The sequence below is a fragment of the Mesorhizobium sp. WSM4842 genome (assembly GCF_055901575.1).
Genome location: NZ_CM148372.1, coordinates 2,802,468 through 2,822,931, shown reverse-complemented (window position 1 = coordinate 2,822,931; position 20,464 = coordinate 2,802,468). Strand labels below are relative to the sequence as shown.

19 protein-coding genes are annotated in these 20,464 nt (G+C 63.7%); 6 read left to right on the top strand and 13 right to left on the bottom strand.

Annotated features, from left to right (window positions below; translation table 11 throughout):
• Nucleotides 1-209 precede the first annotated feature (209 nt).
• The 5 genes from AC0NIE_RS13690 to hisS all read right to left on the bottom strand — a co-directional run bounded on the left by AC0NIE_RS13690 (nt 210) and on the right by hisS (nt 6,280).
• Nucleotides 210-629: a VOC family protein gene (locus tag AC0NIE_RS13690; protein ID WP_473487130.1), complete on the bottom strand. Its 420-nt coding sequence runs from the start codon at nt 627-629 to the stop codon at nt 210-212.
• A gap of 120 nt (nt 630-749) precedes the next feature.
• Nucleotides 750-2,522 (bottom strand): AMP-binding protein, encoded by a 1,773-nt coding sequence (locus AC0NIE_RS13685; protein ID WP_473487131.1) that lies wholly within the window; start codon nt 2,520-2,522, stop codon nt 750-752.
• A gap of 198 nt (nt 2,523-2,720) precedes the next feature.
• Nucleotides 2,721-3,422, bottom strand: coding sequence for an ATP phosphoribosyltransferase (hisG, locus tag AC0NIE_RS13680; protein ID WP_473487132.1), 702 nt, complete (start codon nt 3,420-3,422; stop codon nt 2,721-2,723).
• Nucleotides 3,419-4,540 carry an ATP phosphoribosyltransferase regulatory subunit gene (locus AC0NIE_RS13675; RefSeq protein ID WP_473487133.1) on the bottom strand — a complete coding sequence of 374 codons (1,122 nt, stop codon included), beginning with the start codon at nt 4,538-4,540 and terminating at the stop codon, nt 3,419-3,421. Before AC0NIE_RS13675 ends, hisG begins: the two co-directional genes overlap by 4 nt.
• A gap of 210 nt (nt 4,541-4,750) precedes the next feature.
• The gene (gene hisS / locus AC0NIE_RS13670) at nt 4,751-6,280 is read right to left on the bottom strand and encodes a histidine--tRNA ligase (RefSeq protein WP_473487134.1); all 1,530 of its coding nucleotides are present in this window, start codon (nt 6,278-6,280) and stop codon (nt 4,751-4,753) included.
• A gap of 362 nt (nt 6,281-6,642) precedes the next feature.
• Here hisS and AC0NIE_RS13665 point away from each other — a divergent pair, with 362 nt between their 5' ends.
• Entirely contained in the window at nt 6,643-6,894 is a 252-nt protein-coding gene (locus AC0NIE_RS13665; protein ID WP_473487135.1) for a hypothetical protein, read from the top strand.
• 52 nt (nt 6,895-6,946) lie between these two features.
• On the opposite strand, the gene AC0NIE_RS13660 is transcribed toward AC0NIE_RS13665, so the two are convergent.
• Complete coding sequence (locus AC0NIE_RS13660; RefSeq protein ID WP_473487136.1) at nt 6,947-7,582, bottom strand: DNA-3-methyladenine glycosylase I; 636 nt, start codon at nt 7,580-7,582, stop codon at nt 6,947-6,949.
• A gap of 211 nt (nt 7,583-7,793) precedes the next feature.
• Between AC0NIE_RS13660 and AC0NIE_RS13655 the strand changes: the two genes are divergently transcribed.
• Both AC0NIE_RS13655 and AC0NIE_RS13650 read left to right on the top strand, forming a co-directional pair.
• A complete protein-coding gene (locus AC0NIE_RS13655; protein WP_473487137.1) occupies nt 7,794-8,540 on the top strand; it encodes a L,D-transpeptidase in 747 nt (248 codons plus the stop codon).
• A gap of 272 nt (nt 8,541-8,812) precedes the next feature.
• Nucleotides 8,813-9,733 carry a bifunctional 5,10-methylenetetrahydrofolate dehydrogenase/5,10-methenyltetrahydrofolate cyclohydrolase gene (locus AC0NIE_RS13650; protein WP_473487138.1) on the top strand — a complete coding sequence of 307 codons (921 nt, stop codon included), beginning with the start codon at nt 8,813-8,815 and terminating at the stop codon, nt 9,731-9,733.
• Nucleotides 9,734-9,742: 9 nt separating this feature from the next.
• On the opposite strand, the gene AC0NIE_RS13645 is transcribed toward AC0NIE_RS13650, so the two are convergent.
• The 6 genes from AC0NIE_RS13645 to AC0NIE_RS13620 form a co-directional block, all read right to left on the bottom strand.
• Nucleotides 9,743-10,522, bottom strand: a complete 780-nt coding sequence (locus AC0NIE_RS13645; protein WP_473487139.1) for a hypothetical protein — start codon at nt 10,520-10,522, stop codon at nt 9,743-9,745.
• 256 nt (nt 10,523-10,778) lie between these two features.
• A complete protein-coding gene (glcF, locus tag AC0NIE_RS13640) occupies nt 10,779-12,080 on the bottom strand; it encodes a glycolate oxidase subunit GlcF (protein WP_473487140.1) in 1,302 nt (433 codons plus the stop codon).
• Nucleotides 12,081-12,148: 68 nt separating this feature from the next.
• On the bottom strand, nt 12,149-12,565 hold the full coding sequence (locus AC0NIE_RS13635) for a DUF4870 family protein (RefSeq protein ID WP_473487141.1): 417 nt from the start codon (nt 12,563-12,565) through the stop codon (nt 12,149-12,151).
• Nucleotides 12,562-13,818 (bottom strand): FAD-binding protein, encoded by a 1,257-nt coding sequence (locus AC0NIE_RS13630; RefSeq protein WP_473487142.1) that lies wholly within the window; start codon nt 13,816-13,818, stop codon nt 12,562-12,564. The genes AC0NIE_RS13635 and AC0NIE_RS13630 overlap by 4 nt, the downstream gene beginning before the upstream one ends.
• A 239-nt stretch (nt 13,819-14,057) precedes the next feature.
• Nucleotides 14,058-15,554: an FAD-linked oxidase C-terminal domain-containing protein gene (locus AC0NIE_RS13625; RefSeq protein ID WP_473487143.1), complete on the bottom strand. Its 1,497-nt coding sequence runs from the start codon at nt 15,552-15,554 to the stop codon at nt 14,058-14,060.
• Between the two features lie 410 nt (nt 15,555-15,964).
• Nucleotides 15,965-17,287 carry a DUF3422 family protein gene (locus tag AC0NIE_RS13620; RefSeq protein WP_473487144.1) on the bottom strand — a complete coding sequence of 441 codons (1,323 nt, stop codon included), beginning with the start codon at nt 17,285-17,287 and terminating at the stop codon, nt 15,965-15,967.
• Between the two features lie 197 nt (nt 17,288-17,484).
• Here AC0NIE_RS13620 and AC0NIE_RS13615 point away from each other — a divergent pair, with 197 nt between their 5' ends.
• From AC0NIE_RS13615 to AC0NIE_RS13605, 3 genes are read left to right on the top strand one after another with little or no spacing between them, the layout of a single operon-like run.
• Nucleotides 17,485-18,288: a FadR/GntR family transcriptional regulator gene (locus tag AC0NIE_RS13615; RefSeq protein WP_473487145.1), complete on the top strand. Its 804-nt coding sequence runs from the start codon at nt 17,485-17,487 to the stop codon at nt 18,286-18,288.
• Between the two features lie 49 nt (nt 18,289-18,337).
• Nucleotides 18,338-19,474, top strand: a complete 1,137-nt coding sequence (locus AC0NIE_RS13610; protein WP_473487146.1) for an alpha-hydroxy acid oxidase — start codon at nt 18,338-18,340, stop codon at nt 19,472-19,474.
• A gap of 35 nt (nt 19,475-19,509) precedes the next feature.
• On the top strand, nt 19,510-20,283 hold the full coding sequence (locus AC0NIE_RS13605) for a metallophosphoesterase (RefSeq protein ID WP_473487198.1): 774 nt from the start codon (nt 19,510-19,512) through the stop codon (nt 20,281-20,283).
• A 26-nt stretch (nt 20,284-20,309) separates the two neighbouring features.
• Here AC0NIE_RS13605 and AC0NIE_RS13600 read toward each other — a convergent pair whose 3' ends face one another.
• A complete protein-coding gene (locus AC0NIE_RS13600; RefSeq protein WP_258124092.1) occupies nt 20,310-20,441 on the bottom strand; it encodes a hypothetical protein in 132 nt (43 codons plus the stop codon).
• Between the last annotated feature and the right edge of the window lie 23 nt (nt 20,442-20,464).

Here is a 20,464-nt window from a genome sequence, read left to right as displayed (position 1 = left end):
TCATTGTCGCCCGACATTGAGACAACGCCTCTGTTCTTGAAACGCGTACGGGAGCCCGTTGCCCGCTCAGGCGGTCTTCGGCGTCACCAGCCCCAGTTCGTCAACCATCGCCTCGCGCATCGAGGGTGCTCATATGAGAACGGAGTTTCTGGGCAACATGTTGCTCAACTCTTCATTGCATCGGGTCGTTGGGGGCCTGCAGGCGCAGTTTAAACCTCATGCATCCAGGGTGCATAGGACATGCCGACGATCGCTCCTTCAATCGTCAGGACTCGGGCGACGGTCTGGCCCCAGGGCTCGGTGCGTGCACCATGGAGCAGGTCATACCCTTTTTCCTGAAGCTCCTGTGCGGCGGCAGCAACGCTGTCTGGGGTTTCGACTTCGAACTCGATACAGGCTTGCGGTATCGGCCGATCCGCCGGCCACTCGCGTGTGCCAAAGCACGCTTCGGCAGCCTGCGAGAGCGGCCATACGCCAAAATGCTTACTGCCGCCGATGCTCTCGCTGAAGTAGTACTCATCGCCCTCGTGGCGCTTGAGCGGCAAGCCCAGCACGTCAATGAAGAGCTTGCGGCTCTCGGCTGGATCCGGCGCAATGATGGCCATACTCGAAATGAACAAGACCTTCATTTTTGGACACTCCATTCTGACGGCAATTCTATTGCTGATTTGGCCAGATCGCGGTGACCGAATCCCGCCTTGGAATCGTGGGAGCGTAACGGCCGCGTGGCGCGACGCGGACACCCCGCTTCAGGCGGTCCTCGGCGTCACCAGCCCCAGTTCGTCAACCATCGCCTCGCGCATGAGAAACTTCTGCGGCTTACCGGTCACCGTCATCGGCAATTCGGTGCGGAAGCGGATGTGGCGCGGGATCTTGTAATGGGCGATCTGGCCGGCGCAAAAGGCCTTGATCTCCTGCTCGGTGGCGATCTGGCCCGGCTTGAGCACGATCCACGCACAAAGCTCCTCGCCGTATTTCGGGTCGGGAATGCCGAAAACCTGCACTTCCCTGACCTTGGGGTGGCGGTAGAGAAACTCCTCGACCTCGCGCGGATAGACGTTCTCGCCGCCGCGTATGACCATATCCTTGACCCGGCCGACAATGTTGCAATAGCCCTCGGCATCGATGGTGGCGAGGTCGCCGGTGTGCATCCAGCCGTCGGCGTCGATCGCCTCGCGGGTTTTTTCCTCGTCGTCCCAATAGCCCTTCATCACCGAATAGCCGCGTGTGCACAGTTCGCCCGGCACGCCGACCGCAACGGTGGCGCCGTCGGCATCGATCGCCTTGACCTCGACATGGGGATGGACGCGGCCGACGGTCGAGACGCGCTTTTCCAGCGGGTCGTCGACGCTGCTCTGGAACGACACCGGGCTGGTCTCGGTCATGCCATAGGCGATGGTCACCTCTGCCATGTGCATCAGCGACACCACCTTCTTCATCACTTCGATCGGACACGGCGAGCCGGCCATGATGCCGGTGCGCAGGCTTGTGAGATCGAAGGACTGGAAATCCGGATGGTCGAGCAGGCCGACGAACATGGTCGGCACGCCGTAAAGGCCGGTGCAGTGCTCGCCCGCCACCGCCTTCAGCGTGGCGCCGGCATCGAACCCCTCGCCTGGGAAGACCATGGTTGCGCCCTTGGTGACGCAGCCGATCGTGCCCATCGACATGCCGAAGCAGTGATAGAGCGGCACCGGGATGCACAGCCGGTCATCGACGGTGAGCCTGATCGCCGAGGTGACGAAATTGCCGTTGTTGACGATGTTGTTGTGGGTCAGCGTCGCGCCCTTTGGCGCGCCTGTCGTGCCTGAGGTGAACTGGATGTTGATGGCATCGCCGGGCTTCAGCCCCTCGGAAATCCGGTCGAGGCTGTCATGTTCGTCGCGCCCGGCCATCGCCAGCACGTCGGCGAAATTGAACATGCCGGGCGAATTCTCCTCGCCCATGCGGATGACGATCTTCAGCGCCGGCAGTTTCTTCGCGTCGAGCTTGCCCGGTGTCGCCGTTGCGATCTCCGGCGCCAGCGTCTCGATCATGCCGAGATAGTCGGAGCTCTTGAATTTGACGGCCGTGACCAGCGCTCGGCAGCCGACCTTGTTCAGCGCATAATCCAGCTCGGTCAGCCGGTAGGCCGGGTTGATGTTGACCAGGATCAGGCCGATGCGTGCGGTGGCGAATTGCGTCACCAGCCATTCCCAGCGGTTGGGCGACCAGATGCCGACGCGGTCGCCTTTTGCCAGGCCAAGCGCCAGGAAGCCTGCGGCCAGGGCGTCCACCGTGTCTGAAAGTTCGCTCCAGGTGAAGCGCTTGTCCTGGTCGACAAAGACGGCGGCATCGAGCGTACCGTATTTGCTGACGGTATCGGAAAGCAGTGCCGGGATGGTCTGCTGCAGCAGCGGCGTGGTGCGCTCGCCCGACACATGCGCCCGGCCGTCGACCGGCGCGACAAACGAGGCGCCATTGCGCGGGCGGCGGCCACGCAGGTTGGTGGCATTCTTCAACTCGTCGAGATTGATCGGCATCGCCGTCTCCTCCGCAGACGAGGCCGAGTCTATCAGCCTGCCGGGGTGGTGGAAATCCCGTTGATGGTTAAGGAGCGCCATCCCTCCCCCTCGAGGGGAGGGTGGACAGCCGCCGAAGGCGGATGGACGGGTGGGGTCGTTGCGGCAGTGCTCGACGTGAGACGACCCACCCGCCTCGCTTCGCGAGGCACCCTCCCCTCAGGAGGGAGGGAAGGCACCCATCTTCGCCGTTATATCTCGCAGGACTGCCTCGTCGGCCGCCGCTCGCGTCTTCCGCGACGCGACAAGGCAGGCCTGCGAGCGCAGGATGACGCCGTCGGCCAGCACCTTCAGATGATTGGCGCGCAGCGTCGAGCCTGACGTGGTTATGTCGACGACGACATCGGCCAACCCCGCCGCCGGCGCGCCCTCAGTGGCGCCCAGGCTCTCGACGATGCGATAGACCTGGATGCCGTGCTTTTGCGAAAAGAACTGCTGCGTCAGCCGCCAGTATTTGGTGGCGATCCTGAGCCGCCTGCCGTGGCGCTGGCGGAAATCGGCGGCGACATCGTCGAGATCGGCCATCGTATCGACGTCGAGCCAGATGTCGGGCACCGCCACCACGACATCGGCATTGCCGAAACCGAGGCGGGCGACAATCTCCGCATGCGCCTCCCAGTCGGCGAGGCTTTCGCGCAACAGATCCTCGCCGGTGATGCCGAGGTCGACCGAGCCCTGGCCGATCTCACCTGATATTTCGGACGCCGACAGGAACGCCACCTCGACGGCTTCGACGCCTTCGATGCGGGCGCGGTATTTGCGCTCGTCGCCGGGCAGGCTGACGGCAAGCCCGGCCTTGGCCATCACCTCCAGCGCCTGCTCCTTGAGCCGGCCCTTCGACGGGATCGCCAGCGTGATCATTGCGCCTTCTCCCGCAGCGCTTCGATACGGTCGAGCCAGACGGAAAAGCCGACGCCGGGGATCGGCGTTTTCGCGCCGAGCAGCGTCAGCAAGCGGTCGTAGCGGCCGCCGCCGGCCAGCGGCCGGTCGCCGTTTTCCGCCGCGATCTCGAAGACCAGGCCGGTGTAGTAGTCGAGCGGACGGCCGAAGGCGGCATCGTAGCGGATTTTTGCCGCGGGCAGGCCAAGAGATTCGATCGATTTTGCACGTGCAGAAAAATTGTCCAGCGCCGCGCCAAGCGAAAGACCGACGCCGGCCGCAAAGGATTCGAGCGCCAGTGCGGCGCCGTCAAGCGCCACGTCGATCGCCAGAAAATCCTTCAGCGCCGAAAACGCCTCGTTCGATAGCCTGACGCTGCGCAATTCGGCCTTCTCGATCAAGCGTCGCGCAATGTCGGTCGGCGAGCGCCCGGCAGACGCCGACAGACCCGCTTGCTCCATGCCGCCGGCGATATGCGATGAGAGCGCTTCCAGATCGCCGTCGAGGACAAGGGCAGCGACCGGGCCGGCGAGTTGGCCATTGCGCGGCGGGTTGGCGAGGTCGGCAAGCGCTGCCTCCAGCATCGCCGCCGAACCGAAGGCGCGCGCCAGTCGCATACGCCAACCGCGCGGCAGGCCGAGCGCAGCGAGTACGGCCTCGAATATGGTCTGGTCGCCGAGCGTGATCGCCAGTGCCTGGTCCGGCAGCACCAGCGAAAGCAGCGCATGCGCATCGGCCAGCGAACGGGCATCGGCGGCGGCCGTGTCGCGATCGCCGAGATCCTCGATGCCGGCCTGGAAAAACTCATTGCCGCCCTCGCGGCGCTGGCGAAACACCTCGCCGAGATAGGAATAGCGGCGCGGCGTGCCGGCCTGGCTGGCAATGTGGTCGAGGCAGACCGGAATGGTGAATTCGGGCCGCAGGCAAAGCGTCTGGCCCGTCTCGCTTTCGGTGAGGAAAATGCGGCGGCGCAGATCCTCTCCCGCCATGTCGAGGAACGGGTCGGCCGGCTGCAGCACCGCGACTTCCACCGCATGGGTGTTGCGCGCGGCGAAGAGCTTGGCGATGTCTGATGCGATGGCGGGATATCGGGAGGTCATGAAACGCCACCTTCCCTTCTCCCCTTGTGGGAGAAGGTGGATTGGCGCGTAGCGCCAAGACGGATGAGGGGTGCTGGAAGAAATGAGGCGTCGGCGCTCCCTGGAACACCCCTCATCCGACCGAGCGGAGCCTGTCCTCGGGCTTGCCGGAGGCAAGACCCGTGGGCTCGGCCACCTTCTCCCACAAGGGGAGAAGGGAAGACTGGCGTCCTACTTGCCACGCGCCCGCTCCTCCGCCTGCGCCGCAAGTATCTTCCTCACCTCGGCGACCAGCTCGCTTTCCGCCGCCGTCACCTGCGCCGGCCGTGCAGCGCGCCATTCGGCGTTGTCGGCGATTTCAGCCGACATGCGGGCGCCTTCGATCAGATCCTTGATCTGCACCTCGCCTTTGGCGCGCTCGTCGCCACCCTGGATGATGGCGACCGGGCTGCCGCGGCGGTCGGCATATTTGAGCTGCGCCTTCATGCCGGCGCCGCCGAGATACATTTCGGAGCGGATGCCGGCGGCACGCAGTTCGGCCACCATCTTCTGGTAGCGGCCGAGGCTGTCCGTATCCTTGTCCATGGTGAGCACGACGACCGGTGCGATCACATCTGACGTATCGAGCTTGCCGAGGTTCTTCAGCGCCGTCATCAGCCTGGAGACGCCGATGGAAAAGCCGGTCGCCGGCACCGGCTCGCCGCGGAAGCGCGAGACAAGGCCGTCATAACGGCCACCACCGCCGACCGAACCGAAGCGCACGATTCTTCCCTCTTCGTTGGGGATTTCCGCCAGCAGCTCGGCTTCGTAGACCGGACCGGTGTAATATTCGAGGCCACGAACGACCGAGGGGTCGATGCGAATGCGGTCCGGACCATAGCCGGCAGCTAGGACAAGCGCCTCAATCTCTTTGAGTTCAGCAAATCCCGCTTCGGCCGTGGGGTTGGCCTCAAGTGCCCCGCTCCATTTCCCTACATGGTTTTTGAGCCCAGCCTCAACGTGTTGGCTATGAAGAATGACGGCGACAACGAACTCTGCTTGAACCTCGTCCAGTCCAGCACCCTTGGTGAAATCCCCCTCGCCTTCCTTACCGCCGTCCCAACGACCTTCGCCCAGCAAAAGCTTGACGCCTTCCGGACCAAACTTATCCAGCTTGTCGATAGCCCTCAGCACCTGCAGCCGGCGGCCGACGTTCTCGTCGCCACCGAGGCCGATCGCCTCGAGCACGCCGTCGAGCACCTTGCGGTTGTTGACCCGGATGACGTAGTCGCCGCGCTTGATGCCGAGCGCTTCCATCACGTCGGCCATCATCATAGCCATCTCGGCGTCGGCGGCAACGCCCGGCGTGCCCACAGTATCGGCGTCGAACTGCATGAACTGGCGGAAGCGACCGGGGCCGGGCTTCTCGTTGCGAAACACCCAGCCGGAGCGGTAGCTGCGATAGGGTTTCGGCAGACGCTCAAAGTTTTCAGCGACAAAACGGGCCATCGGCGCAGTCAAATCGTAGCGCAGCGACAGCCACTGGTCGTCGTCGTCCTGGAACGAGAATACGCCCTCGTTCGGCCGATCCTGATCGGGCAGGAATTTGCCCAGCGCATCGGTGTATTCGATCAGCGGCTGGTCGACCGGCTCGAAGCCGTAAAGCTCATAGACCGCGCGAATCGTCGCCATCATCTTCTCGACGGCACGGATGTCGTCGGCGCCGCGGTCGACAAGCCCGCGCGGCAGCCGCGCTTTCATCTTTTCCGATTTGTCGGCCATGGCATGGGTCTTTTTGCTAAGTAAAAACTGACTTATTTCGAGTGGGCGTGTCCTAACCGATGGGGCTTGGCGCGGCAAGGGTTTGCTCCCTGCCTTCTCCCCGTGTGGGAGAAGGTGGCCGAGCCCACGGGTCTTGCCTCCGGCAAGCCCGAGGACAGGCTCCGCTCGGACGGATTAGGGGTGCTCCAGCTTGGCATCGACCGCGCTCCGTCCAACACCCCTCAACCGTCTCGGCGCTACGCGCCGATCCACCTTCTCCCACAAGGGGAGGAGGAAAAAGCTGAAACAATTCCGCCATAAGCGCGGCATCGTGCCGACACAATCGCAGCCGATAAAGCGCGCCGAAACAAAGGGTTCGGGCCATGACCACGGCACGGAAATTCGACATTATCGACAGCGGCGCCCGCGAGCTGCCCCGGCTGCGGCCGACCGATCATCATGCACCGAGAACTGCAGCCCAAATGGCGGGACCATTCGAGGTTGCCGCAGACAAGCGTACGGGACCGACCATGCGCGATGCGCTGATAACTGGCCTGCTGGTCATCTATCCGGCCTTCGCCACGTTGGCAGCCATCGTCGCCGGGCTCTTTCTGGCCGGCGCCGGCGGCGTTTGAGTTTTTGAGCGCCCCTTGCCTTCTCCCCGTGTGGGAGAAGGCAAGAAGGATGCTACTTCGGCCGCTTGAACGCCTTGCGCTCCGCCTCGACCTGCTCGCGGCAGACGCAGCCCTCCAGATGGTCGTTGACCAGCCCCATGGCCTGCATGAAGGCGTAGACGGTGGTCGGGCCGACAAAGCTCCAGCCGCGCTTTTTCAATTCCTTCGAAATCCGCACCGAGACCGCCGTGGTCGGGTTGGCGCGCAGATGGGCGAGATCGACGATTTCGGGCCGTTCGTCCGGGCCGGGTTCGAATTTCCAGAACCAGACCGCCAGCGAACCGGCCTCGTCGGCCAGTTCACGGGCGCGCTTGGCGTTGTTGATGGTCGAGACGATCTTGCCGCGGTGGCGGATGATGCCGGCATTGCCGAGCAGGCGCTCGACATCCTCGTCGGTAAAGGCGGCGATCTTGTCGACATCGAAGCCGGCGAACGCCTCGCGGAAGTTCTCGCGCTTGCGCAATATGGTCAGCCAGGACAGGCCCGATTGAAAGCCTTCGAGACAGATCTTTTCGAACAGCCTGCGGTCGTCGGTGACCGGCCGGCCCCATTCATGATCGTGGTAGTGCAGATAATCCGGCAGATTGCCGTGCCAGAAGCAGCGCGCGATACCATCGGGGCCGGCGAGCAGGCCTGTCTTCTCATCCATGGCGGAATTCCATTCGTTAATGCGCCTCAGCGCTGCCTTTACCGCGGCTTTACCAGATTCCTGAACCGGCCGGTAACCACACCGAAAGCTTTACTGACAATGGAGCATTTTACGCATTCCGATTCATGTTTCGGTTGCTGCTCCGCGCCCAATGTCCGCGAACCGGGGACGCTTTTGCGCCCGGCGTGTTCGACGATCAAGGTGCGTTCCGATGAAGACATTTTTGTTCCCGCTGCTCGGCGCCGCAGCCGTGCTGGCCACTGCCGCTACATCCTCCAGCGCCAACGACCGCTATGCTGACAGGCCGCCGGTGATGGTGAGCCCCGACCTTTCGGCGCCCTGGGTGCTGCAGCTTGGCCGCGCGCCGGGCATCGTCCGCCAGAACCGGCAAGAGATGCAAAAGCCGCAGCGCCGTTCTCAACGGCAGGCGCAACCGGCTCAGCTGCACACGGCGGCGATGCAGGCGCCGGCCAAGAAGCGCCTGGTGGCGCGCCCGCAGATCAACCCGATCTACCTGCCGCAGGAAGTCGCCTATGACGGTCCGGAGAAGCCGGGCACGATCGTCATCGATACGAGGGAGAATTTTCTCTACCTGGTCGAGAACAACGGCAAGGCGCGGCGCTATGGCGTCGGCACCGGCAAGCCGGGCTTCGAATGGGCCGGCACTCACAAGATCAGCAACAAGCGCGTGTGGCCGGACTGGCGCCCGCCAGCGGTGATGATCGCCCGCGAGGCCGCCAAGGGCCGCTATCTGCCGACCTATCTTGCCGGCGGCATGGAAAACCCGCTCGGCGCGCGCGCGCTTTATCTCGGCTCGACGGAATACCGCATCCACGGCACCAACCAACCCTGGACGATCGGCGGCGCGGTGTCGTCCGGCTGCATTCGCATGCGCAACGAGGACGTCGTCGACCTCTATGAGCGGGTCGATGTTGGCACGACGGTTGTGGTGATGTAATCTGCAGTTGATTTTATCGTCGAGTCTGTCCAGAAGACTCTGGATCATCGGATACGGGGGACGGGCCGTGTGGGGATGCGGTCAGTCACGAAAGGGCAGCGCGGTTTGCCGCGCTGCCCTTTTTGTTTCTGGGAAACGATAGGATCAGGCTTGGCGGGATCAGGCTTGGCCGGTACGTCGCGCCAGAGGTATGGCGGTTCGCATTCTCGCTGCCATTCTTCTCGTTATTTTGCTATGTCGGCTGCAACGCTTCCAGACAAAGGCCTATCTCCATGTCCCTGTCCGATGACAGCCGCTATCTCAAAGGCGGCCCGGTCGCCCAACGCATCATCGCCTCCGTGCGCGAGGATGCGGCGATCGCCACCGCCGAGGGTTTTCCGCCCAAACTGATATCGATTACCGTCGGCGACACGGCTGCGGTCGATGTCTATGTGCGCAACCAGCGCGCCAAGGCGGCATTGGCCGGCATCGATTTCGAGGAAAGACGGTTTGCCGCCGATATCACCGCCGGCGAACTGGAAGCAGCGATCCATGGCCTGAATGCCGATCCGCGCGTCACCGGTATCATCATCCAGCGGCCGGTGCCGGCGCATATCCCGATCAAGATCCTTCAGGCGGCGGTGCATCCGCTCAAGGATGTCGAGGGCATGCATCCGGCTTCGATCGGCAACATCGTCTACAACCAGCTCGACCTCGCGCCGTGCACGGCGGCCGCCTCGGTCGAACTGCTCAAGGAAACCGGTCTCGATCTCAAGGGGCTCGAGGTCGTCATCGTCGGCCACTCCGAGATCGTCGGCAAGCCGATCGCCTTCCTGCTGATGAGCGAGGGCGCGACAGTGACGGTCTGCCATCACATGACGCGCTCGGTGGCTGCTCATGCGCGCCGCGCCGATGCGCTGTTCGTCGCGGTCGGCAGGCCGCGGCTGATCAAGGCCGACATGGTCAAGCCGGGTGCAGCCGTCATCGACATCGGCATCAATGCCGAGACAGGACCGGACGGGGAGAGCCGCATCGTCGGCGACGTCGACGCCGAGAGCGTCAAGGAGGTGGCGTCATGGATCACGCCGGTGCCAGGCGGCGTCGGCCCCATCACAGTGGCGATCCTTTTGCGCAACACGATGGTAGCGCTCAGCCGGCAACGCGCGCGCTACCAGGCGACCTACGGGACGGCGGAGAGGCTCGCGGCGGAGTAGCTGGTGGCGTCACGTGTATTGCGGCAGATGGCATGTGATCCGGCTATCCTCATCCCAAAAGACGTAAAGCATCCCACCGCTGCCCCAGCACAAGCCGGCGAGTGAATCGAACTGAAGAAGAAATTTCATTTTCCGGTCCGTTCCGGGAACGACTGGAAACTGGGGCCCCTGAATCCATGAGGGCAGCCCGCCAAGCCGAAACAGGTTTTGCCTTGAATTGCTTATCCCGTACGACTGCCTGAGCCATCGCTGCGGCGTCGGCGCCAGACGGGCGATGCTCTCCTTGGTCGCTCGTTCGGAAGCGAAGTCATCGGAGGAATGGAACGGCGCGATCGGTGTCGGCACCCCGGCGGCGTTATGGGAATAGTAGGTCGGCTCGAGAGACCCCTCGCAAGTTTCAAGGCGGAGCCGAGGAAATGCGCCTCTTTGCCCTCCAAGATCGTTCAAGGTGACGAGATGCACCAGCCTGTTGCCGCAAGCCGGACAGGTGGCCATCCCCTCGCCGCCAACCGCAAATGACGGTCCTGCCTCCGGCAGGTGCCAGGTGGGATGGTTGCGATGCGTCGGAAACGACATGTCGCTCGGAGCGCCCTCCTCAAAGATGAAGTGATGGCACGCGGGCGGCGAATGAGGATCATCATGCGTCAGCCAGTCTGCGAAATCGGGAATGTCGCCCAAGGTGCTGGCTGGCAACAATTCCGGCGCCTGCAAGGCGACGTGAGCAACCAGATCCTCGACGTCTATTTCGCGTTTCACTTTTCCTTGCAGAAAAAATGCCAGGCGGGCCAAATGCGTGTCGTCGAGAAACGAAATCACGTCGTCAATCAGATTGGTCTGGTGAACGTCGGCTTCGACTGCTGCCTTTATCAGCTCAAATAGGAATTCGGACCCGTCCTTGAGATGCAGAGCGATGATTGTCTGGCATTCGCTATAGCGGGCCTGGATCGTCGTGCGCGACCCGTCCGATAGCAACCGAACGATGGTTTCAATCTCTTCGGACTCTGAATCGAGCACTTCTGCATTCTCATTAGTAGGTGGGCCGCAGTCAACTCATTCTTGGTGGTTCGCCACCATAGGCCCAGTCGAGCAGTTTTATCGTGTGCACCACCGGCAGCTTCGCAGCCGAGGCGATCTGGGTGATGCAGCCGATGTTGCCGGTGGCGACGATTTCTGCACCCGTCGCCTCGATATTCCTGACCTTGCGGTCACGCAGCTGAGCCGAAATCTCGGATTGCAGGATGTTGTAGGTGCCGGCCGAGCCGCAGCACAAATGCCCCTCGCGCGGTTCGCGCACGATGAAGCCGGCTTTGGCCAGAAGCTCCTTCGGCTGGCGGGTGATTTTTTGGCCGTGCTGCATCGAGCAGGCGGAGTGATAGGCGACGATCGTGCCGGGCTTGCGCACCGGCTCGGGCAGGTCGAGGCTCACGAGATATTCGGTGATGTCCTTGGCCAGCGCCGACACCCGCGCCGCCTTTTCGGCATAGGCCGGATCGAGGCGCAGCATGAAGCCGTAGTCCTTGATCGTGGTGCCGCAGCCGGACGCGGTGATGACGATGGCATCCAGCCCGCCCTGGTCGATCGCGCGTGTCCAGGCGTCGACATTGCGCCTGGCCGAGGCAAGGGCTGCCTCCTCGCGCCCCATGTGATGGACCAGCGCGCCGCAGCAGCCCTCGCCCTCAGGAACCACGACATCGACGCCGAGCCGCGTCAGCAGCGCGATCGTCGTGTCGTTGATGGCGGGATCCAGCACGGATTGTGCGCAGCCGGTGAGAATGGCGACGCGGCCGTTTTTTGTTGCGCCCTGCCCGGCATGGATGCCCGGCGAAGCCATTGGCGAGGCCGCGGGAATCGACGCCGGGGCGAGCTTGAGCATCGCGCCCAGCGGCATCAGCGCCTGGATCTTTTCGAACAGACCGGCGAATGGCTGCGCGAGCCTCGCCAGCTTGAGCGCAGCGCGAAAGCGCGAGGGATAAGGCAGGACCAAGGCCAGCATGGCGCGCGTCAGCCGATCGGGCAGCGGGCGCTTGTACGTCTCCTCGATATGGGCGCGGGCATGGTCGACCAGATGCATGTAGTTGACGCCTGACGGGCAGGTTGTCATGCAGGCGAGGCAGGACAGGCAGCGGTCGATATGGGTGACGATCTCCTTATCGGCGGGGCGGCCGTTCTCCAGCATATCCTTGATCAGGTAGATCCGCCCGCGCGGCGAATCCAGCTCGTTGCCAAGCGTCACATAGGTCGGACAGGTGGCCGTGCAGAAGCCGCAATGCACGCATTTGCGCAGGATCTTTTCCGATTCCGCGACATGCGGATCGGCAAGCTGGGCAGCTGAGAAATTGGTCTGCACGCAAAAAGTCCTTACCGTTTGAGCATGATCTTTTCCGAAAACCGGTTCCCACTTTTCGGGATCATGCTCTACAATCCGAGGAACCAACTTTCCGGGTCTTTGACCGCCTCGCCACGCTGCAGCGCCTGCAGGCCGAGAATGCAGCGGGCGATGAACCAGACGACGACGGCGAAAATCAGCACGACGCCTATCGCCACCATCATCAGCACAACCGAAATCAGCGCATAAAGCAGGCCGATCCAGAAAGTGCGGATCAGGAATGTGTAGTGGCTCTCGACGAAGCCGCCAGCCTTGCCGCGGTTGATATAGGTCAGGACGATGCCGACAATACCGGTGACGCCGATGACGAGGCTGGCGAGATAAAGGATGTAGATGACCAGTGCGTTGGTCGAACCCGGCTCCAGCCAGCGGTCGGTCTGGCGCGGTGCGGGCTTTTTTGAATCAGCCGGGCCTGAATCAGCCGGGCCTGGATTGATGTCGCTCATGATGCTGCTCCCTCGGTTGCCGGGCCAAGAGTAGCAGAGCTTGCCGCCGCCGCCATACGGCCGGGATTGAGGATATTCTTGGGATCGAATTCGGCTTTGAGCCTGGCCGACAACGCTGCCAGTTGCGGCGCCTGCGGCTCGAACACCGGCACAGCGGCGCGATGCGAAGGGGCGGCGCGCACCAGCGTCGCATGGCCGCCGCCATACTGCCTCAGCAGTCCGCGCAGAAGATCGGCTTCGGGATCGCCATGCTCCATGCGCAGCCAGATCAGTCCGCCCTGCCAGTCATAAAAGGCATCGACGGCCGCCTGCATGCGCAGCGCCAGCACCATCTGGTGGCCTTGCGCCGGCGCCATCGACACGCGCCACACCGGCTTTTCGCTGCCGTCGGCAAACGGCGCACAATCGCGGATATCGAGCCAGACGGAGCGCGAGATCTCGCCCGAAATTTCCTTGAACGGCCCGGCTTTTCCGAGCAGGTCTTTCAGCGCGGCGATGCGGTAGGCAACAGACGGACCGAAGCCCTCGACGCGCAGCAATGTCGCCGCGGCGCTGCCGAGACTGCCGCCGGCGACCCGTGCGGCAACGCGTTCGGGAAGATGGGCAGCGCTCGACACTTCGGCGCTGGAGCCGAGCGCCAGCGCCATGGCGGCAGCGGCATGATCGTCAAGCAGGCCGCGCAAAGCGAGCGTGACTTCGGTCTCGGCTGATGGCAGCACCTTGAAGGTGACGTCGGTGAGGACGGCAAGCGTGCCCCAGCTGTTGGCCATGAACTTGGAGAGGTCGTAGCCGGTGACGTTCTTGACCACGCGACCGCCCGACTTGAACGCCTCGCCCCGACCCGAAACCGCTGCTATGCCAAGAATATGGTCGCGCGCCGACCCCGCCTTCAGCCGGCGCGGGCCGCAAAGGTTCGCAGCCAGCACGCCGCCGATCGTGCCTTTTCCCTTTTCGCCGCCGAGCAGCGGGCCATAGTCCAGCGGCTCGAAGGCCAGCTGCTGGCCGTTTTCGGCGAGCAGTCTTTCGATCTCGGCCAGCGGCGTGCCGGCCTTGGCCGACAGCACCAGTTCGGCCGGCTGGTAGAGCATGACACCGGAAAGTTTCGACAGATCGAGCGTGTGTTCGGTCTGCAGCGGACGGCCGATGCCGCGCTTGGAGCCATGGCCGATGATTTCGAGCGGCGATTCTTCCGCGGCAGCCCAGGCGACGGTGGCGAGGGTTTCGGCGGCGCTGGACGGGGTGAAGGTGGTCATGGGACCGACGCGCCATTTGCAAATTCGGGAACGCCGCGTTCCTTCGCGCCCCCCTCTGTCCTGCCCTCTTTGCCAAAACTTGGCATCTCCCCCTCAAGGGGGGAGATCAGATGTCGCGACTGGCTTCGCCAATCTTCAACGTTGAAAGAAGGGTGAGGCGCGCGAGCTGCCAATCTCCCCCCTTGAGGGGGAGATGTCCGGCAGGACAGAGGGGGGTGTTCAAGCGCCAACGTACCCACTCAAAACCTCGGAATGTCCGGAAACGCCGTCTGGCCGCGATGCACGTGCATGCGTCCGAGCTCGGCGCAGCGCCGCAGCTGCGGAAACACCTTGCCCGGATTGAGCAGATGGTTGGGGTCGAAAGCGCATTTGACCCGCATCTGCTGGTCGAGGTCGATCTGGTTGAACATTTCCGGCATCAGGTCACGCTTCTCCACCCCCACGCCGTGCTCGCCGGTCAGCACGCCGCCGACCTTGACGCAGAGCCGCAAAATGTCGGCGCCGAAACTTTCCGCCTTGTCGAGCTCGCCCGGCACATTGGCGTCATAGAGGATGAGCGGATGCAGATTGCCGTCGCCGGCATGGAAAACATTGGCGACGCCGAGCCCGTATTTTTCGGAGAGTTCGCGCATGCCGTGCAGCACCCGCGGCAGTTCCTTGCGCGGGATGGTGCCGTCCATGCAGTAATAGTCTGGCGAAATGCGGCCGACCGCCGGAAAGGCAGCCTTGCGGCCGGCCCAGAAGCTCAGCCGCTCCTGCTCCGATTGCGAGATGCGGCATGTGGTCGAGCCGTTCCTATAGGCGATCGCCTCAACCAGGCCGATCAAATGATCGACCTCGACGCCCGGCCCGTCGAGTTCGACGATCAGCAGCGCCTCGACATCCATGGGATAGCCGACATGGACGAAATCCTCGGCCGCGTGGATCGCCGGGCGGTCCATCATCTCCATGCCGCCCGGGATGATGCCGGCGCCGATGATGTCGGCGACGCATTGGCCGCCCTGCTCGCTGGTCGGGAAGCCGATCAGCAGCGCGCGCGCCGTCTCCGGCTTCTTCAGTATGCGCACGGTGACCTCGGTGACGACGCCGAGCAGCCCTTCGGAACCGGTCATCACCCCGAGCAGGTCGTAGCCTTCCGCATCGAGATGCTTGCCGCCGAGCCGCACCACCTCGCCGTTCATCAGCACCATCTCGATGCCGAGCACATTATTGGCGGTGAGGCCGTATTTCAGGCAATGCACGCCGCCGGAATTCTCCGCGACATTGCCGCCGATCGAGCAGGCGATCTGGGAGGATGGATCGGGGGCGTAATAAAAGCCCTCCTGCTCGACGGCGGTGGTGATGCCGAGATTGGTGACGCCCGGCTGGGCGACGACGATGCGGTTGGGAAAATCGATCTCGAGAATGCGGTTGAACCTGCTCATCACCAGCAGCACGGCGTCTTCCAGCGGCAGCGCGCCGCCGGACAGAGAGGTGCCGGAACCGCGCGGCACAACGCGGATGTTGCGGTCGTTGCAATATTTCAGCACGCGCGAGACCTGCGCCACCGTTTCGGGCAGCACCACGACCAGCGGCAATTGCCGATAGGCGGTGAGGCCGTCGCTCTCGAAGGCGCGCATCGAATTGGTCGCTTCGACGACGCCCTCGCCGGGCACGATAATGCGCATATCGGCGACGATCTCGTCGCGCCGGCGCATCGTGGCGTCGTCTGGCTTCGGCATCAGCAGGCCGGACATCAACAGTCTCCTTCGATCGACTGGTAAAAATCTTTTACCAGCGGCAGGCGCCTGTTGCAAATCCTGCTTTGGCCGAAATCGGAGCCGACACCTGCACCGCCTTCCGCGGCGACAATCTGCCGCTGCAGTTTTACCCTCTCCCTTGTTTGGACCGGGACATCGCGAACAGGTGTGCGAGGACATCGCGAACAGTTTGGCGCGCTTTGCGCCGGGAGGTTCGAGATGCCATTCGAGGACACGAGCGCGATGTCCCGGTCCAAACACCCCCTTGTGGGGAGGGTCGCGAACGAAGTGAGCGGGTGGGGGTCGGCGAGAGGGACGCGCTTTATGAGCATCCCCACCCCGTTTCGCAAACTTCGCTTCGCTCAGCTTGCTCGCCGACCCTCCCCACAAGGGGGAGGGTAAGGCTTTTACTCCGCTGCCTGCTTGGCGGGTTCGGAGTGCAGGCGGCGCACACGGCGCACGCCCCACCAGACCAGCAGGATGGCGAGCGGCACCGAGGCGGCGGTGACGACCTCGGGCGCGAAGGCATGGCCGAAGATCGAGGCACCCTTGGCGACGTAGCCGATCAGGCCGACGACATAATAGGAGACGGCGGCGACCGAGAGCCCTTCCACCGTCTGCTGCAGCCGCAATTGCAGGCGGGCGCGATTGTTCATCGACGCCAGCAGATCGCGGTTCTGCTTCTCGACCTCGACGTCGACCCAGGTGCGCAGCAGCGTGGTGGCGCGGGTGAGCTTCGTCGACAGATTGGCCTGACGCTCCTCGACCGAACGGCAGGTGCGCATGGCTGGGGCGACGCGGCGCTGCAGGAATCCGCCCCAGGTGTCGTAACCGGGCACCGCCTCTTCTTCCAGCGCCTCCAGCCGTTCGCGGACGATGCCGTCATAGGCGCGGCTGGCGCCGAAGCGATAGAGGCTGGAGGCTGCATCGGCCTCCAGTTCGGCGGCAAGCTCGGTCAGGTCGGCAAGCAGCGTCTGGTTGTCGCGGGTTTCGGCGACTTTCATTTCCAGTGTGGTCTGTGCCAGCCTGTCCTCAATGCGGCGCGCGCGACCGGACAGCATCAGCGCCAGCGGCAGGCCAAGCATGGCCAGCGTGCGGTAGGTTTCGATATCGATCAGCCGTTGCGCCAGCGCGCCGGTGCGTGCCGGCGTCAGGCCGCGGTCGAGCACCAGCACGCGGGTCATGCCGTCACCGTCCTGGCGGAAATCGGTGACGATGGCGGCGTTGCCGCGCTCGACCAGCGAATAGCACAGGCTGGTCGGGTCGAAGCCGGCGATCAGCCTTTCGCTCGCCTGCGTCCATTTGCGGATTTCGAGTCTGATGCCGGAAATCACCGTTCCCGGCGGCGAAAACCCGTTGCCGAAAGGCGAACCTTCCTGGCGCTGGCCGCTCTCCGAGAGCGGTCCTTCCCACAGATAGGTGGAGAATTCCGTGTGCCGTTCCCAGCGCAGCGAGCCCTTGCCCCACTTCATCGCGTGGTGGCGGGCATGAGGGTCAGGCACGGCGATGCCGAGGCGCCGCGACAATTCGGAAAGCACGGCTTGGTCGACGCCGGACCCAGCTTCGGTCATGAACGAAAGCTGCACCAGCACGCGCGGTTTCTCGACCAGCGGATGCGGACGGGCGTGAACCTCGCCGAGCGCGCCAGGCCGTCCCTCATGCGCGGGAAAGCCCATGACGCTGCCCTCGACGCGCGGCTGAAATTCGAGATTGGACGGGTCATCTGCCACGGCTGGTCCCCCGGGCTCGGTGCACTCGCGTCCCTCTAGAGCCAATTGCCGGGGGACGCAAACGACAAGTTAGCCGAAAGCGATATGCCTCGACGGGGCTGGACCCGGCCAAGCGGGCGAATTGGATAAATAATTTGACCAGTTGCTGACGCTGGCTTTATCTTGCGCGTCACCGGTTCAATCCCCAGGCATCCTCGTTGAGCGACATTTTCTCCAGGATCGAGCATTCCCGCACCGCCGACGAGGTGGTGCAGCAGATCGAGAGTCTGATCCTCGAAGGCGTTCTGCGCACCGGCGACAGGCTGCCGGGAGAACGCGAGCTGGCGCGCCGGTTCGAGGTGTCGCGGCCGATCCTGCGCGATGCGCTGAAGGCGCTGGAGGGGCGCGGGCTTTTGACCACGCGGCCAGGCGGCGGCACCCATGTCGCCGACGTCATCGGCCAATTGTTCACCAAGCCGGTGACGGACCTGATATCCATGCACCGCAAGGCGGCGACCGACTATCTGGAATACCGCCGCGAGATCGAGGCGGTGGCGGCCGAGTATGCGGCGCGGCGCGTCACATCAGACGACCTGGCGCTGCTCGACCGCATCATGGCGCGCATGGACGAGGCGCACCGGACCGGCAATTTCGACGACGAGGCGGAAGTCGACGTCGAGTTCCACCACGCGATCTGCGAATGCGCGCACAACATCATCCTGTTGCACACGCTGCGCTCGTGCTACCGGCTGCTGTCGGAGGGCGTCTTCCAGAACCGGCTCCTGGTGTTCAACGTGCCGGGCGCGCGCGAAGCGCTGCTCTCGCAGCACCGGGCGATCTACGCGGCGGTGAAGGCCGGCGATCCGGCGGCCGCGCGGCAAGCGGCGATGGACCACATCACCCATGTCGAACGCACCATGGCCGAGGCCGAGCGCAGCGGCGACTGGCAACGTGTGTCGCGGCTGAGGCTGATGCAGCGCTCCGAAGCCGCCGACAGCGAGCCGGCAAGAAAACGCTCGTGAGAGCCGGCTAAGAATTACGACGAATTAACGAACAATCAGCGGGAAGCCCATGAGCATGATCCTTACCATCGCCGATCTCAAGGACCTGGCGCGCCGCCGCGTGCCGAAGATGTTCTTCGACTATGCCGATTCCGGTGGATGGACCGAAAGCACCTACCGGGCCAACGAGGAGGATTTCCAAAAGATCAAGTTCCGCCAGCGCGTGATGGTCGACATGAGCAACCGCTCGCTGGAATCGACCATGATCGGCGAGAAGGTGGCGATGCCGGTGGCGCTGGCGCCGACCGGCATGACCGGCATGCAGCACCCCGACGGCGAGATGCTGGCGGCGCAGGCGGCGGAGGAATTCGGCGTGCCGTTCACGCTGTCGACGATGAGCATCTGCTCGATCGAGGATGTTGCATCAGTGACCAAGAAGCCGTTCTGGTTCCAGCTCTATGTGCTGCGCGACAAGGATTTCGTCCTCAGTCTCATCGACAGGGCGAAGGCGGCGAAGTGCTCGGCGCTGGTGCTGACGCTCGACCTGCAGATCCTCGGCCAGCGCCATAAGGATATCCGCAACGGGCTTTCGGCGCCGCCGCGCTTCACGCCGAAACACATCTGGCAGATGGCGACCAGGCCGGGCTGGTGCATCGGCATGGTGGGGACCAAGCGCCGGACCTTCCGCAACATCGTCGGCCACGCCAAGGGCGTCGGCGACCTCACCTCGCTGTCGTCATGGACGACGGAGCAATTCGATCCGCATCTGTCGTGGAAGGACGTTGCCTGGATCAAGGAGCGCTGGGGCGGCAAGCTGATCCTGAAGGGCATCCTCGACAAGGAAGACGCGCTGATGGCAGCCAAGACCGGCGCCGACGCGATCATCGTCTCCAATCATGGCGGACGCCAGCTCGACGGTGCGCCGTCGTCGATCGAGGTGCTGGAAGAGATCGCCGACGCGGTCGGCGACACGATCGAGGTGCATATGGATGGCGGCATCCGCTCGGGCCAGGACGTTCTGAAGGCGCTGTGCCTCGGCGCCAAGGGCACCTATATCGGCCGGCCTTTCCTTTACGGCCTCGGCGCGCTAGGCAAGGAAGGGGTCACAAAAGCCTTGGAAATCATCCGCAAGGAGATGGACATAACGCTGGCACTGTGCGGAAAGCGTCTGGTAACCGACATGGGCAAGGATCAGCTTCGGCGTTAGACGCCCGTGACGGCATGATCACGGAGATGGACGCATTGACCACCCCCGGCATCCACTTTCTCGACGCGCGCGGACCGGAAGGCATGCGCATCTATGCGGTCGGCGACGTGCATGGCCGGCTCGACCTGCTCGCCGCCATGTACCGACGGATTGCGGTCGAGATCCGCCAGGCGCGGCCGGCCGACTGGCGTGTCATCCATCTCGGCGACTATGTCGACCGCGGCCCGGACTCCAAGGGCGTCATCGATTTCCTGATCGAAGTGCGAAAACGCGACCCGCGCCACCTGATGCTCGCCGGCAACCACGATATCGGCTTTCTCGACTTTCTCGATAGCCCTGATCCGGACGGGCTTTTCATACGCTATGGCGGCATCCAGACCGCGCAATCCTATGGCGTGGCGATCAATGAAGGCGGCGGCGCGTGGTTTGGCAGGTCCGAGGCGGCACTGCGGCAAGGCCATGCCGCGCTGGTCGAGGCCGTGCCGAAAAGCCATGTCGACTTCCTGCAGTCGCTGCCGTTTTCACTGACGTTCGGCGACTTCTTCTTCTGCCATGCCGGCATCCGGCCAGGCATTGCGCTGGAAAGTCAGAGCACGCAGGACCTGATCTGGATCCGCGATGTCTTCCACAACCATTCCGGCCTGCATCCGAAGATCGTGGTGCATGGCCACACGCCGGTGCCCGAGGCAGAAGTGATGGTCAACCGCGTCAATATCGACACGCTCGCCTACCAGACAGGGAACCTCAGCGCGCTCGTTGTCGACGGCGCCGACAAGCGTATCCTGGTGGTGTCAGGCGAGAAGGCTTAAAGCGCGTGGCGCTTCAAGGCTTTGTTTTAGCGAAGCGCGGCGGTGACGCCGTAGCCGTCGACGGCGTTGTGGTTGTTGGCTGCGTCGCCGGCGTAGGTGCCGAAGCCGCACAACACTATGGCCGACAACATGACAAAGGACAGAAGCGCTGCTTTCACGGACGTCATCTCTTGTTGAGCTT